The sequence below is a fragment of the Rhizobium sp. IY2 genome (assembly GCF_047532935.1).
Classification (GTDB): Bacteria; Pseudomonadota; Alphaproteobacteria; order Rhizobiales; family Rhizobiaceae; genus Rhizobium; species Rhizobium anhuiense.
Window position 1 is genome coordinate 89,054 of sequence record NZ_JBLKNU010000012.1, and the last position, 15,092, is coordinate 104,145.

Consider the following 15,092-nt stretch of genomic DNA (forward strand, 5'->3'; position numbering starts at 1 on the left):
GATCGTCAAAAAAAGACCCGGACGTTTCCGTCCGGGCCGTTGTTCTATCATTGGCCGGTGACCACGGTGGTCCATAGCCGCGTCACGATCCGCTGCGTCTTCGGATCGAGCGGCGGAACGGTGAAGAGTTTCGCCATTACCTCCGGCGTCGGGTAGATCGCCGTATCGTCGAGGACCTCCTTGTCGAGGAACTGCTGCGACGCCTTGTTGCCGTTGGCGTAGAAGACGAAGTTCGAGGCCTTGGCGATCACTTCCGGCTTCATCATGTAGTTGATGAATTCATGGGCTTCGGCGACATGCGGCGCATCCTTCGGAATGCCGAAGACGTCGAAGAAGATCTGGGCGCCTTGCGACGGGACCGAGTAGTCGACCTTCACGCCGGCATTGGCTTCCTTAGCACGGTCGCGAGCCTGGAACATATCGCCGGAATAACCGAGCGCAATGCAGATATCGCCGTTCGCCAGCGCGCTGATATATTCGGAAGAATGGAACTTGCGGACGAACGGGCGGACGGCCGTGAGAACCTCCTGCGCCTTCTTGAGATCGGCGGGATCGGTACTGTTCGGATTGAGCCCGAGATAGGCGAGCGCCGAGGGCACGACGTCGGTTGGGGAATCCAGCATATAGATGCCGCAATCCTTGAGTTTGGCTGCTTTCGCCGGATCGAACAACGCGTCCCAATTGGGCTTTTCGTCGGTGCCGAGGGCGGCTTTGACCTTGTCGACATTATAGCCGATGCCCGTCGTGCCCCACATGTAGTCGACGCTGTATTCATTGCCGGGGTCGAAGGACGCCACGCCCTTCATGATGACGTCCCACATGTTGACCAGGTTCGGCAGCTTCGACTTGTCGAGTTTCTGGTAGACGCCGGCGGCGATCTGGCGCTGCATGAAGGATACGGTGGGGACGACGACGTCATAACCCGAACCACCAGCCAAGAGCTTGGTCTCCAGCGTCTCGTTAGAATCGAAAGTGTCGTAGACGACCTTGATGCCGGTTTCCTTGGTGAAATCCTCGAGGATGGAACTGTCGATATAATCCGACCAGTTGTAGACGTTGACCACGCGCTCCTGCGAAAAGGCCGGAGCGGCAGCAAGGAGTGCGGTAACGGCGGCGGCCGTCACGCATAGGATGGTTGACCTCATAACTTCTCCTGTTTGTTCAAAGATTCCGCATCCCCGGACATCTTTTCCCTCTGGTTTTCCACGCAGACTAAGAAGGAATTTCACAGCCCACAAGCGCAAAATCCAGCGCCCTCAACGATTTCACATCACTGGAAGTCGAAGGCGCTGAGCCCTGCCACCATCTCGTCGAGCCCGAGCGGTCTGGTCACCGGCGGCTCAGCCCGGGAAAGGCAGCCGCGTCGCTCGCAAAGGCGACAGGCCGGACCGATTTCGACCGGATCGAGCGCCATCGCCTGCCCGTAGACCACACCTCCGCCAAGGGCAGCGTCGCAGCCGATCAGGATCGCGGTGCGCCTTAGCCTTTCGCCGAATTCGACACTCGGTCCCTCCAGAGTGCGGGCGACCGTCAAGAAGGATGCGCCATCCGGCATGACCACGGTTTCGGCGAGGATCTGGCCCGGCTGCAGGAAGGCGGCGTGGATATTGAGCTTCGGACAGCCGCCGCCGAACCGGGCCTGCGGAAAGCCTTGGGCGCCCGCCCGGCGCAGCCGGTGGCCTGCGGCATCGATCTCGATCAGGAAGAAGGGAATGGCCGCCGCCCCGGGGCGCTGCAGCATGGCAAGGCGCGCGGCGGCATGACCGAAGGAGACGCCGAAGCGTGCGCGCAGAATATCGATATCGTAACGCGTCGCCTTCGCCGCCGAAAGGAAAGCCTCGTAGGGCATTGCCAACGCTAAGGCCGCGATGCGGGCAAGCTCGAAGCGGGCGATGCGGCGCGCCTCGGCGGAGGAGAGCGGGATATCGTCGAGCTCGGCATCGATTGCCGGCAGCAGTGCCAGAGTTGCCGCCTCGATTGATATCTCATGCGCCCGGTCAGCCGGCGACAGCCGCTCGGAGATGAAAAGCCGCATCGAATGGCGATCGAAACGGCGGCGCAGATCCGGCATGACGTGGACGGGCAGGACGCGCACCGCGATGCCGCGCTCGGAACGCAACCAATCCTTCAGCCCGGCGGCAAGATCGAGGCCACCGGGGAGCGTTGCGGCAAAGGCTTCTGCCGCCGTCTCGATCCGTCCGAAATAGCCGGACCTGCGCTCCAGCGTCTCGCGCACCTCGTCCAGCGGCAACCGGCCGGCGGCGACCGGCGCATGCCCCTCGGCGGCCATCAGCGCCGTCAGATCGGACAGCCTTGCCGCCTGCTCGCGATAGGCGCGGTAGAGTTTGATCATGCCGCTCGCGGCATTGGGTGCTGCCTCGGCCACCTCCACCAATTCCTGATCACCCGGCAGCTCGCCCGACAGCAGCGGATCGGCAAAGATCTCCTTGAGCTGGTCGAGACTGCCGCCGGTCTGCCCCCGCAATTCCTCCAGATCGACCCTGTAGACGCTTGCAAGCTTGAGAAGGAGTTGCACCGTCAACGGCCGCTGGTTGCGCTCGATCAGGTTCAGGTAGGACGGCGATATTTCCAGCGCCTCGGCCATGGCGGTCTGCGTCAGCGCCAGCGCATTGCGGATGCGCCTGACTTTCGGGCCTGCGAATATCTTCCGTTCCGCCATGTCACACCCTTTGACAAGCTAGGAGCGCAGTATTTACAAAATTTTACAAATTCACAGCGCCGCTCTGTCAATCCTCGTCATCTTAACCTCTTTCCGAGCAGGAAATCAAAGGTTTTTCTGGTCATAACGGCTGATATTGTCAATCTTGTCATGACCACCCTTTATCGGCTTTTAGTGAGGAGAGCAGCATGACCGATTTTTACAAACTTGTCCCAAACGCATCAGCTAATCGTTTCGACGGCATTGAGAGACCCTACTCGGCCGACGACGTGCAGCGGCTCAGGGGCTCGGTGGCGCTGCGCCATACGCTGGCCGAAATGGGGGCGGACCGGTTGTGGCGGCTCATTCACCAGGCGGATTTCGTCAATGCGCTCGGCGCACTTTCCGGCAATCAGGCCATGCAGATGGTGCGCGCCGGGCTGAAGGCGATCTATCTCTCCGGCTGGCAGGTGGCGGCCGACGCCAATACGGCATCGGCGATGTATCCCGACCAGTCCCTCTATCCGGCCAATGCCGGTCCGGAACTGGCCAAGCGCATCAACCGCACGCTGCAGCGCGCCGATCAGATCGAGACCGCGGAAGGCCAGGGGCTTTCCGTCGAGACCTGGTTCGCGCCGATCGTTGCCGATGCGGAAGCCGGCTTCGGCGGACCGCTCAACGCCTTCGAAATCATGAAGGCCTATATCGAGGCGGGTGCCGCCGGCGTTCATTTCGAGGACCAGCTCGCTTCGGAAAAGAAATGCGGCCATCTCGGCGGCAAGGTGCTGATCCCGACGGCCGCTCATATCCGCAATCTCGATGCCGCTCGGCTTGCCGCCGACGTCATGGGCGTTGCGACGCTGGTCATCGCCCGCACCGACGCGGAGGCGGCAAAGCTGCTGACCTCAGACATCGACGAGCGCGACCAGCCCTTCGTCGACTATGATGCCGGCCGCACGGTCGAAGGTTTCTATCAGGTCAGAAACGGCATCGAGCCCTGTATCGCGCGCGCCGTCGCCTATGCGCCGCATTGCGATCTCATCTGGTGCGAAACCTCCAAGCCGGACCTCGAGCAGGCGCGGCGCTTTGCCGAAGGCGTACACAAGGTCTACCCCGGCAAGCTGCTCGCCTATAATTGCTCGCCCTCCTTCAACTGGAAGAAGAACCTCGACGAGGCGACGATCGCACGGTTCCAGCGCGAACTCGGCGCAATGGGCTACAAGTTCCAGTTCATCACGCTCGCCGGCTTCCACCAGCTGAACTTCGGCATGTACGAACTGGCGCGCGGCTACCGGCAGCGGCAGATGTCGGCCTATTCCGAGCTGCAACAGGCGGAATTCGCCGCCGAGGTCAACGGCTATACCGCCACCAAACATCAGCGCGAGGTCGGCACCGGCTATTTCGACGCCGTGTCGCTCGCCATCACCGGCGGTCGGTCTTCGACCACCGCGATGCACGATTCAACTGAACATGCGCAGTTCAAGCCGGCTGCGGAATAACCCGAAGAGGAGGAGAATATCATGGCATCCATCACACGCGTCCGGGAACGGGCCGAAGAGCAGACGACCAGCATGAGCGAGGATCAGCAGACGACGATCCGCATGCTCGCCAACGACCTGCATCGGCTGAACCAATCGATCATGAAAGCCGTCGAGGCCGGCGTCTCGGTCGAACTGGTGCGCTCGGCCCGTCATCACGGCGGCGACGGCAACTGGGGCGACCTGCTGATTCCGGTCGTCGTCACCAACCGGCATTGACGAAACCTGCCGGGGCGGGCCGGCGGTGCCGGCCCGCATTGCTCAATCGCAGCGCCCACGCGTCCAAGAGATGCGTGGGCGCTTTATCATTTTGAATCTGTGAATCATTCTTTCCGAAACCGAACCCGATTTCGGGCTTATTGCCAGCCGCACGACGCAGCGGTCTCCGGCTTTCGCAATTTGACGCAATTGTCACCGCCGCCTGGTCGGGTCATAATGGCGCATCTTCGAACGGAACTGCCCATGCCCGGCGCGCCGCACCCCAAGCTCGAAGCCTTGACCGATCTGATCTACGCCGCCCTGTTCGGCGAGACGACGTGGCAGACGTTTCTCGACGCTTTGAACGGGACGATGCCGGATGCGAAATCCACGCTGTTCTTCCACGATGCCATCGCCCGCACCGGCGGCCTGTCGCTTGCTTCAGGCATTCAGGATACGGAAGCCGAAGCCTATAACCACTACTATGCGAGGATCAATCCGTGGATGCCCAAGGCCGCTGTCCGGCCGGTCGGCCTCGGCGTCATCGCCGAGCAGATGCTGCCGAGGAGCGATCTCATCAAGACCGAATTCTACAATGACTTCGTCCGCAGCATCGGCTGCGAAAGCAGCGTCGGCGTCACCATCATGCGGGAGAATGGTCGCTCCTTCAATTTGTCGACGCTGACCTCTTCGGCCGATCCCGACAACAACCGGGTGAATGCCGACCTGCTGAGCGATCTCGCCCCGCATCTCAGACGCGCCTTCGATTTCATACGACGCGATCGCCGCGATCCCGAGAATGATGAAAACGGGCTAGCGCTCTTCGATGCGATCGGCGCCGGCATCGTCTATCTCGGCGAGAACCAGCAGATCCGTTCGCTCAACAGGGCGGCGGAGCGGATGCTCGCCGAGGGCAGCGGCATCGGCACCGGCCCATCCGGACACCTCGTCATCCATGATCCGGCGCTGGGCGCCCGGCTCGATATGCTGAGCCGTCATCATCATTCAGCCGTAAGCCCGCCACCATCGACGACGCTCGTCAAGACGAAAGCCGGCAACGTCAGATGCACGCTCGTCAGACTGCAATCGGATTTCATCACCGCCTTCCTGGAAGGTCCGACGATCGCACTGATCATCGAGCGCACAGGCATGGCGCTGAGGAGCGATATCAACGAGGCGCTGGCGCGCAGCAACCAGTTGACGGCGGCCGAGATGCGGATCGCCTCGGCGATTGCCGACGGGCTTTCACTGCGTGAAGCCGCCACGACGCATGATGTCAGCTATGAGACGGCCCGCTCGCATCTCAAGAGCATCTATTCCAAGCTCGGAGTGAACAGCCAGGTGGCGCTGGTGCGCCGGTTGATGCCGTAGCTTTTTGCTCGAGCGAGTCGCGATCGTTCAGATGCGCTTTCCACGCTTTAAGTCTTTGTTTTTACACATGTCTTTATCGCAAAACCGCTGCACACTTTGGCGCGACATGTTCTAACCTCGGCTCGGCCGTTTTCCGGCGAAGAGATCGGCATAACTTCTGATGAGCTTGGTCATGCGGTCGGCGACCGTGCGGATCTCCGGGCGATGGCGGTCCTCGGCATTCATGACGATCCATTGCCGATGGCGCAATTCGGGCAACTCGCCTCCCTGCCGCTGCAATTCAGGATGGAGATCGCCGACGAAACAGGGAAGCACGGTCTTGCCGGCGCCGGCGCGCACCAGATCCGGCAGCGAACGCGGCCGATTGACGGTGGCGACGATCCCTGTCGCGGCATGGGCGTGCGGCCAGCGCAGATAGGCCGATATCGCCTCCTCCTCGGCAACCGCAATCCAGCGCTCGTCGGTCTCGGCAGTGTTGCGTCTGATATAGACGGCATAGGCCACCTCCCCGAGCTGACGTGCGGCGAGATTGGCCTCCTCGGGCTCGAAGGCGCGAATACCGATATCGCTCTCGCGATAGGCAAGGCTTGCCCGCGCCTCGCCGATGGTCAGCGAAATGGCGAAGGCATCGCCCGGCATGCGGATTGCGGCAAAATTCTCGGTCAGCAGCCAGGCGAGCCAGGTGCCGGCTGCGACCCTGACGGTCGTGCCGCCGTCGCCGGATTGCCGCCACGCCGCCACCTTGCGGGCGGCGGCCTCCATCTCCTGAAGGTGATCGAGCAGCGCCTGGCCATCGTGTGTCAGACGATATCCGGTCTGGCTGCGCGAAAACAATGCGCGGCCGATCTCCTGTTCGAGATCGAGCATGCGACGGCCGACGGTTGCCGGGCTCAGTCCACTTGCGGTGCTTGCCCCGGTCAAGCCGCCGAGCCGGGCGACCTGCAGGAAAAGCTGATAGGAATCCCAACTTGCGTTTTTCATTGGTGAAAAACATAGCGGGATTTTCCCCGTTTATAAAGAGAAATTCGATGCCTAGATCAGGTGATGTCTGACATAGGAAAGGACATTGCCATGATCGACATGATGACCATCGCAGGCACTATCGGATACCGACATTCCGGCAGACGATGCGACTCCAGGGCAGACGAGGACAGATTCTATGCCGAGTTCGGAGACAACAGCCTCATTCGTTTCGGCGGTTGGCTGACGTCGCTTGATCTCTATCTGAGAAAGCCCCGCAAGGCCGCAGTGCAATCCTGCGGCAGCTGCGACCGTACGGTTCAGGCGACCCTTCTTGCCCCGAGATGAGCAGGTGCGGTTTCTGCGACGATGCGGAACCGCTCGATCAGCGCCATCAGCGTATCGGCCTCGCCGGCGAGCAGGCGGCTTGCCTGCGTCGTCTCGGCCACCATCGACGCGTTCTTCTGGGTCATCTGGTCCATGGCGTTGACGGAACCGTTGACCTCCTGCAGCGCCGCCGACTGATCCCGGCTCGCAGTGGCGATGGTCTCGACATGGCCGCTGATGGCGATAATCTCCTGGCTGATCGAGGCAAGGACGCTGCCGGTCTTCTGGACCAATTCGGAACCTGCCGTGACTTCCCGGCTCGATGTCTCGATCAGCGACTTGATCTCGCGCGCCGCATCGGCCGAACGTTGGGCGAGTTCGCGGACCTCCTGGGCGACGACGGCAAAACCCTTGCCCGCCTCGCCGGCGCGCGCCGCCTCGATGCCGGCATTCAACGCCAGAAGATTGGTCTGGAAGGCGATGTCGTCGATCACCTCGATGATCTGCTCGATGCGCTGCGAGGCCTCTTCGATGCGCTCCATCGCGGCGACGGCATCGCCGACCACGGCGCCGGAATTGTCGGCCGTCCTCTTGGTCGCAGCCACGACATTGTTGGCTTCACGGGCACGCTCGGCGGAAGACCGAACCGTGACGGTGATTTCTTCCACCGCGGCCGCGGTCTCTTCGAGGTTTGCCGCCTGCGCCTCGGTGCGCTTCGAGAGCTCGCTGGCAGAGACGGAGACGGCGCTGCTGTTGCGCTGGATCGTCGAGGCGCTGTCGCGGATACCGGAGAGCGTATCCTGAAGCCGCAGGAGTGAGGCGTTGAAATCGACGCGCAGCTGCTCCAGCCGGCCAACGAAGGGCGTGCCGATCGTCTGCGAGACATCGCCCTGCGACAGGCGCCCCAGGCCGGCGGCAAGCTGGTTGACGGCAAAGTCGATCTGGCCGTCAAGGGAGCGCTTGTCGGCATCGTTCCTGGCGCGTTCGGCATCGCTCAGAGCGCGCTGTTCGGCAGCCTGGGTTTCCAGATCGCGCCGCGCCCGGGCACTGTCGCGGAAAAGCGCCAGGGCCCGTCCGATGTCGCCGAACTCGTTCTTCTTGGCGACGCAAGGGATGGTGCCCTCAAGATCGCCCGCGGAGATCGAATGGACGCTCGCGGTCAACGCCTGCAAAGGCTTCACCGACAGGCGGATCGCGTAGAAGGCGACAACGCCGACGATCAGCATGACGATGGCGCCGATGCCGAGAACCAGGATCTGCAGCTCATTCAGGCGCTGGTAATAAACCTCCATCGGAATGCCGATGAAGAGAATGCCGACATTGGCGTTCGATGCATTCTTGATGGGGAAGTAACCGGTGATGAACTGGCGGCCGAAAAGCACCGCCGGGCCGTAATAGGCCTCGCCCTTGGCGAGAACCGGCTGGGCAGGGTGCTCGGCTGCGAGCTTGGTGCCGACGGCACGATCGCCGTTTTCCTTCTTGACGTTCGTGGATATGCGGACGTAGTCGCTGCCCTGCTTTTGGAAGATGGTCGCGACACCGGCAATCGACTGCGCCGTGCGGTCGACCAGCGAATGATCGGCAAGTGCGGGAATGGCGTCTTCCGTCACGGCAGAGAGCTGATTGTCCTTGAGCTCGATCTTTGCGTCCTGATCGGCCGCGCCGTAGAGGACGGCCATCGCGCGGGCGGCCTCTTTCGCGTCGGAGATCGCCCCGTCCATGACATGATTGCTCAAATTATAATAGGTCACGCCGACGATAGCGGCCGTGCTGATCGCCAGCAGAAACAATGTGATCGCAACGATCTGGCGTACGATCGACGTCGAGAAAAGGCGCAGCATCAAAACCCCCGGGATAAACCAAGGCTAGATTAAGCCAAAAGCGTTAAGGAAAATTTTCCGTAAATCAGGGCTGCGGGAGATATTCGCCGGTCTCGTTTTTAGACGTTTTCTGACCATTGTGGCTCGACAGACTGGCGGACATTCAAGGCTATTCTCCTACCGTTCAAATCTCTTCAATCGAAGCGCGATTTCTCGGCATAAACAGCAACGGCCCCGGAAAGTCCGGGGCCGTTCGCATGAAGACGGGGTCGGCCGGCGATCAGGCGGCGCGGTAGACCGGCGTGGCGGCTGCCTCGCCGTCGATCTTGAACTGCTGGATCAGCCGGCGCAGCGAATCGGCCTCGTCGGCCAGTTCGCGGCTGGCGGCGGTCGTCTCTTCCACCATGGCGGCGTTCTGCTGCGTCATCTGGTCCATCTGGTTGACGGTCGCGTTGACGCTCTGCAGCGCGTTGGACTGGTCGTGGCTGGCGCGGGCGATCATCTCGACATGCTGGCTGATCGTGACGATCTGGGCGCTGATCTTGGCAAGCACCGTGCCGGTCTCCTGCACGAACTGCGAGCCGGAATTGACCTCGTTGGTCGACTTGTTGATCAGCCCCTTGATCTCCTGCGCCGCGGCTGCGGAGCGCTGGGCCAGTTCGCGGACTTCCATCGCCACCACCGCGAAGCCCTTGCCGGCTTCACCGGCGCGCGCCGCCTCGATGCCGGCGTTGAGCGCCAGGAGGTTGGTCTGGAAGGCGATCTCGTCGATGACGCCGATGATCTGCTCGATCTGGCGCGAGGCATCCTCGATGCGGCCCATCGCGTCGATCGCATTGCTGACGACGACCGCGGAATCGTCGGCGCTGCGCTTGGCCTGGCGGACGATCTGGTCGGCATCCTTGGCGCGTTCGGCCGACGAACGGACCGTGACGGTGATCTCGTCGACGGCGGCCGCGGTCTCTTCGAGCGAGGCAGCCTGCTGCTCGGTGCGCTTGGACAGATCCTCGGCCGACTGGGCCATCTGGTTGCCGTTGCCCTGGATCAGTTCGACATTGTCGCGGATCTGGCTCATCGTCGCCTGCAGGCGCATCATCGAACCGTTGAAATCCTGGCGCAGCTGTTCGAGACGGCCGATGAACGGCGTTTCGATCGTCGTCGAGATATCGCCCTGCGACATGCGTTCGAGGCCGGCGGCAAGTGCATTGACCGCAAATTCGATCTGACGATCCATCTCGTGCTTTTCGGCGTCGTTGCGCTGGCGCTCATGTTCGGCGGCGGCACGCTCCTCGTCGCTCTGCTCCTCGATGCGAATCTTCGAGATGGCGTTTTCCTTGAAGATGCCGAGCGCGCGGGCCATGTCGCCGATTTCATCATGACGCTGCTCGCCCGAGATGCTGGTTTCCAGCGCCCCTTCGGCAATGCGGCGCATGGCGGCGGTGATCTGGCTGATCGGGCGCTGCAGCGTCAGCACCAGGGCGATGCCGCCGAGGATCGACAGGAGGATGCCGAGGCCAGTGGTCATGACCGAGATGCTGTTTGCCTGGGTGCGCTCGGTGCCGGCCGTCTGCTTCTGCAGCTCGGCGAAATCGGTCAGCTTCGTCCAGATCTGGTCGAGTTCCTGGCGGGCGGCGGCATAGGCGGTGACGCGCTCGCTGATCGTATCGACGATCTTCGAGCCGCCGCCGGAAATGGCGTCGAGCGCCGGCTGGATCGCGCCCGATATGCCTTCGGCAAAGCCCATGCCCTTGGCGCTGGTGGTCAGCACCTGCATATCCTTGCCAAGCGTGCCGGCCTGCTGCTGCAGGCGTACGAGATTATCCTTGCTGGAGTTGGAGAGGAAATCGGAAAGCACGATCTGCAGCGCATAGACGGAGTTTTCCAGCCGCCGCGTATCCTGAAGGACGGAGTTGGTCTGGGCGATGCGGCCCTCGAGCTCGGCGAAACGCTGGGTCGCCTCGCGCATCTTCTGCGTTGCCGTCAGCTGCGTATAGGTCGAGGTCTGGCGGAAGCGCGACACGAGGCGGCCGAGTTCGGCGATGTCCTCGTCGGTCGGAGCGGGCAGCTGAGCGATCGCCTTGATGCTGTCGATGGTTGCGGTCAGCGCGTCGATGACGTTCTTCTGGTTGGTCGGAACCGAAATGGCGATCTGCCGCTGGGCTTTGATGATCGCAGGCATCTGTCCGTTGATGAAGGCGATCTTGTCCTGCGGCGTTTGCGGCTTGCTGTAGCCGCTGGCGACGGTGCCGAGGAAGTCGCCGCCCTTCAGCAGGCGGTCGGCGGTGCGCAGCGTGATGGTGGCGGCGCCCTCGTCGTTCTGGAGCGCGGTCTGCAATTCCTCGGCCTGGTAGGAGACCGTGAAACGGGTGCTGATCAGGCTCTTCTGTGCGGCATCGATCTGCTCATGCAAAGCCTGTTCCTGCTCATGCAGGGCCCAGAGCTTGTCGACGACGCCCGATATGTCCTTGGTGCGGCGCGATGCCTCGGCAAGGCTGTCGCGGCCGGCGGCCTCTTCACCGACCTGGTTCAGCGTCCGGTCGAGCACGCTCTGCTGGGTCTTCAGTTCCGCGGTCAGCTTGTCGCGTGCCTCCGGGCTGGTGACGCGCAGGAAATCGTCCATCGAACCGTAGAGATCCTTGAAGCCGCTCAGCGACTGCAGCACGCTGTTGGATATTTCCATGCGGCCCTGCAGAAGTCCGGAAGCGTAGAGGCCCGTCAGGCCTACCGCCGAAATGGTGACGACGAAGGGCAGAACGAAGATCAAAACCTTCGTCTTGATCCTGAAGCGGGAAAGAATCTTGTCAATCAACATGGCGTTCCGGGCCTTTCATACACCACTCCTCCCGCAGGCAGCCACATGGCGCCAGCCGGGTACACATCAAGCCGTTCTTAAATTTACATTGGGGAACCCGGAGACCAGGCGGCAGTCATTGCCAGTTCATGTCCAAACAACTTGGAGATGCCCAAATAATCGCGGGCAATTGTGTCAGATTAGATATTAATTTTCGGATAAGCGGTTATGGCGGGTTAAGCCAAGGCGGTGAAATAGTTGCAGATTGTAAGCCGCAACGCCGCCGCGCGGCGATCAGCATGCCGCAATGTTCTTTCCGGGTCTACCGACAGGATCAGATGAAATGCGAGAGCAGCAGCGCGAGGCTGGCGGCAGTGGCGCCGGCGGCAAGCATCAGATAACGCAGGGTCACCATCCGGGCGTTCGGCTTTGCCTCGGCAATTGCGATGGCGCGGGCGCGTCGTGTGTTTCTGGTCATGCGCGAAACCTCACTTCTCTCTGACACAACAATCCAACAAAACGGCTTGCCGGTAAAGCATTATCTAGGAACGATTTTGCAAACCGCCAATTGAGACAGGATGGCGCACCTCTCTTAAGAAGTCTTGAATCGGCCTTGGTCTTTGTCTTATGCAAGTCGTTCTCCCAAAGCCGCTGGGCACTTTTGGGCGACATGTATTAAGCGCATTCACCGGCGGCAAATCCGGAGGCCCAGGCCCATTGGAAATTATAGCCGCCGAGCCAGCCGGTGACGTCGACACATTCGCCGATGAAATAAAGCCCGGGCACGGCCTTTGCCTCCATGCTGCGGGAATCCAACGCTGCCGTGTCGATGCCGCCGAGCGTCACTTCGGCGGTGCGGTAACCTTCCGAGCCGGACGGTTTGACGGCCAAGCTCTGGGCGCCGGCAGCCAGGCGCAGCAGCGCCTTGTCAGGCAGGTCGGCCATGTTGCCGGAGATCTTTTCGCGCTCGACGAGAAATTGCGCCAGCCGCTTCGGCAGGATGTCGCCGAGTGCCGTCTGCGGCGACTGGCGGCCATTGAGCTGCTTTGCCCGCTTCAGATGCGCCGCAATGTCGATATCCGGTTCGATCGCAACGACGATCTCGTCGCCTTCGCGCCAATAGGAAGAGATCTGCAGGATGGCGGGGCCGCTTAAGCCTCGATGGGTGAACAGCAGTGCTTCGCGGAAGGCGGTCCTGCCATGGCGGATTTCGGCCGGGGCGGCTATGCCGGCGAGCGGCGCAATGTTCTCGAGCAGGCCGGGATCGAGCGTCAACGGCACCAGGCCGGGTCGGGTTTCGAGCACGGCCAAGCCGAACTGTTCGGCGAGGCGATAGGCAAAGCCGGTGGCGCCCATCTTCGGGATCGACTTACCGCCGGTCGCGACGATCAGCGACGATGCTTCATAGGCGCCCTCGCCGGTCGAGATGCGGAAGCCCGCGTCCGTCCTTTCGACGCCTGCTATCTCGGCACCGAGATGCAGCGCTGCGCCTGCCATGCGCATCTCATCCAGCAGCATGCGGATGATGTCCTTGGCGCTGTCGTCGCAGAAAAGCTGGCCCAGCGTCTTTTCATGCCAGGCAATGCCGTGGCGGTCGACCATGGCGATGAAATCGACGGGGGTGAAACGGGCGAGCGCCGACTTGCAGAAATGCGGATTGGCGGAGAGGAAATTCTTCGGCCCGGCATGGATATTGGTGAAATTGCAGCGGCCGCCGCCCGATATGCGGATCTTCTCACCAGGCGCCCTTGCGTGATCGAGAACCACGACCGACCGGCCGCGTTTTCCCGCGCGGATGGCCGCCATCATGCCCGCCGCCCCGGCGCCGATGACGATGACGTCGCTTTTGCGCTGCAAACCCGTTTCCCCGATCAAGACAGCGTCTTCTTTTCCATCAAAGGGCGAAAGTCAACGTTTGGCACCCCTCGCCAATTGGCAAAGTCTGGTTATGATGGCGCCACGATCAACGCAAACCGGTGTGTCATGTCCCCAAAAAAGACGACGCTGAAGCCTGCCAGAAACGTACCCGCCTCGACGAAAGCTCCCCCGGACCCCGGATCCCTGCGCGGCGTTGCGAACTGGAAGGAAGCAGCGCGGTGGCTGCGGGACAGGGGCATCGAAGACATCGAATGCATCACGCCGGACCTTGCCGGCGTTGCGCGCGGCAAGATGATGCCAAGCTCGAAATTCACCTCGAACACCTCACTGGCGCTGCCATCGGCGATCTACCGGCACACGATTTCGGGCGAATATCCCGACGAGACGGAGAGCTTCCGCTACGAGCCGCGCGACAGCGACCTAAAGCTGATGCCCGACCTTTCGACGCTGTCCGTCGTGCCCTGGGAAACCGACCCGACGGCGCAGGTGATCTGCGACATCGTCGATTCGGACGGCGGCGAAGTGCCCTATACGCCGCGCAACGTGCTGAAGCGCATCATGAGCCTCTATCATGACCGCGGCTGGAAGCCGATCGTGGCGCCCGAGATCGAATTCTACCTCGTCGCCAAGAATGACGATCCCGATTATCCGCTGCACCCGCCCAAAGGCCGGTCCGGCCGTTCGATCCTCGGCGGCCAGGGTTATTCGATCGCCGGCATCAACGAATTCGACGAGCTGATCGACGATGTCTACCATTTCTCGGAGAAGCAGGGGCTGGAGATCGATACGCTGATCCACGAGGAGGGACCGGCGCAGCTCGAGATCAACCTGCGCCACGGCAATCCGATCGAGCTTGCCGACCAGGTGTTCCTGTTCAAGCGCACGATCCGCGAGGCGGCGCTGAAACACGACATCTATGCGACCTTCATGGCCAAGCCGATGCAGGGCCAGCCGGGTTCGGCGATGCATATCCACCAATCGGTGGTCAATATCGAGACCGGCCAGAACATCTTCTCCAATGCGGACGGATCGGCCTCAAAGGAGTTCTTCCATTTCATCGGCGGCATGCAGAAATTCGTGCCGAGCGCGATGGCGATGCTGGCGCCCTACGTGAATTCCTACCGGCGCCTGCAGCCCGATATGTCCTGCCCTGTCAACAATGCCTGGGGATACGACAACCGGACGACCGCCTTCCGCGTTCCGGTTTCAGATCCGCAGGCGCGGCGCGTGGAAAACCGGTTGCCGAGCTCGGACGCCAATCCCTATCTGGCACTCGCCGCCTCGCTGGCCGCCGGCCTGCTCGGCATCATGAAAGAAATCGAGCCGACGGCGCCGACCGAGGATTCGGCCAATGAGGGTTCGATCGACCTGCCGCGCGGCCTGCTCGAAGCCGTGGCGCTGCTCGAGGACGAGCCCGCTTTCGAGGAGATATTCGGCAAGCAGTTCATCGGCCTTTATGCCGGCGTCAAGCGCGGCGAGTTCGAGACCTTCATGCAGGTGATCAGCCCCTGGGAGCGGGAATTCCTTCTGCTCAACGTGTGAGGGAAAGC

At 61.9% G+C, this 15,092-nt stretch carries 12 protein-coding genes; 5 read left to right on the forward strand and 7 right to left on the reverse strand.

Going from position 1 to position 15,092, the window contains the following annotated elements:
• Positions 1-47: 47 nt before the first annotated feature.
• Both ACMUVN_RS28110 and ACMUVN_RS28115 read right to left on the reverse strand, forming a co-directional pair.
• Entirely contained in the window at positions 48-1,145 is a 1,098-nt protein-coding gene (locus tag ACMUVN_RS28110) for a polyamine ABC transporter substrate-binding protein (RefSeq protein ID WP_029868003.1), read from the reverse strand.
• Positions 1,146-1,270: 125 nt separating this feature from the next.
• Positions 1,271-2,680, reverse strand: a complete 1,410-nt coding sequence (locus ACMUVN_RS28115) for a helix-turn-helix domain-containing protein (RefSeq protein WP_097595968.1) — start codon at positions 2,678-2,680, stop codon at positions 1,271-1,273.
• A gap of 188 nt (positions 2,681-2,868) precedes the next feature.
• Between ACMUVN_RS28115 and aceA the strand changes: the two genes are divergently transcribed.
• The 3 genes from aceA to ACMUVN_RS28130 all read left to right on the forward strand — a co-directional run bounded on the left by aceA (position 2,869) and on the right by ACMUVN_RS28130 (position 5,766).
• Positions 2,869-4,158, forward strand: a complete 1,290-nt coding sequence (gene aceA / locus ACMUVN_RS28120) for an isocitrate lyase (protein WP_097595969.1) — start codon at positions 2,869-2,871, stop codon at positions 4,156-4,158.
• Between the two features lie 21 nt (positions 4,159-4,179).
• Entirely contained in the window at positions 4,180-4,416 is a 237-nt protein-coding gene (locus ACMUVN_RS28125; protein ID WP_414815774.1) for a hypothetical protein, read from the forward strand.
• 243 nt (positions 4,417-4,659) lie between these two features.
• Complete coding sequence (locus tag ACMUVN_RS28130; RefSeq protein ID WP_097596018.1) at positions 4,660-5,766, forward strand: helix-turn-helix transcriptional regulator; 1,107 nt, start codon at positions 4,660-4,662, stop codon at positions 5,764-5,766.
• Positions 5,767-5,877: 111 nt separating this feature from the next.
• Here the strand turns inward: ACMUVN_RS28130 and ACMUVN_RS28135 are convergent, their stop codons facing one another.
• Positions 5,878-6,747, reverse strand: a complete 870-nt coding sequence (locus ACMUVN_RS28135) for a LysR family transcriptional regulator (protein ID WP_047613645.1) — start codon at positions 6,745-6,747, stop codon at positions 5,878-5,880.
• A gap of 90 nt (positions 6,748-6,837) precedes the next feature.
• Here ACMUVN_RS28135 and ACMUVN_RS28140 point away from each other — a divergent pair, with 90 nt between their 5' ends.
• A complete protein-coding gene (locus ACMUVN_RS28140) occupies positions 6,838-7,074 on the forward strand; it encodes a hypothetical protein (protein ID WP_127431276.1) in 237 nt (78 codons plus the stop codon).
• On the opposite strand, the gene ACMUVN_RS28145 is transcribed toward ACMUVN_RS28140, so the two are convergent.
• The 4 genes from ACMUVN_RS28145 to ACMUVN_RS28160 all read right to left on the reverse strand — a co-directional run bounded on the left by ACMUVN_RS28145 (position 7,047) and on the right by ACMUVN_RS28160 (position 13,539).
• A complete protein-coding gene (locus tag ACMUVN_RS28145; RefSeq protein ID WP_183906348.1) occupies positions 7,047-8,894 on the reverse strand; it encodes a methyl-accepting chemotaxis protein in 1,848 nt (615 codons plus the stop codon). The genes ACMUVN_RS28140 and ACMUVN_RS28145 overlap by 28 nt on opposite strands.
• A gap of 259 nt (positions 8,895-9,153) precedes the next feature.
• Entirely contained in the window at positions 9,154-11,685 is a 2,532-nt protein-coding gene (locus tag ACMUVN_RS28150) for a methyl-accepting chemotaxis protein (protein ID WP_414815775.1), read from the reverse strand.
• A 313-nt stretch (positions 11,686-11,998) separates the two neighbouring features.
• A complete protein-coding gene (locus ACMUVN_RS28155; RefSeq protein ID WP_168332621.1) occupies positions 11,999-12,142 on the reverse strand; it encodes a hypothetical protein in 144 nt (47 codons plus the stop codon).
• A gap of 197 nt (positions 12,143-12,339) precedes the next feature.
• Positions 12,340-13,539: an NAD(P)/FAD-dependent oxidoreductase gene (locus ACMUVN_RS28160; RefSeq protein WP_414815776.1), complete on the reverse strand. Its 1,200-nt coding sequence runs from the start codon at positions 13,537-13,539 to the stop codon at positions 12,340-12,342.
• A gap of 108 nt (positions 13,540-13,647) precedes the next feature.
• Here ACMUVN_RS28160 and ACMUVN_RS28165 point away from each other — a divergent pair, with 108 nt between their 5' ends.
• Positions 13,648-15,084: a glutamine synthetase family protein gene (locus ACMUVN_RS28165; RefSeq protein ID WP_047613636.1), complete on the forward strand. Its 1,437-nt coding sequence runs from the start codon at positions 13,648-13,650 to the stop codon at positions 15,082-15,084.
• Positions 15,085-15,092 lie beyond the last annotated feature (8 nt).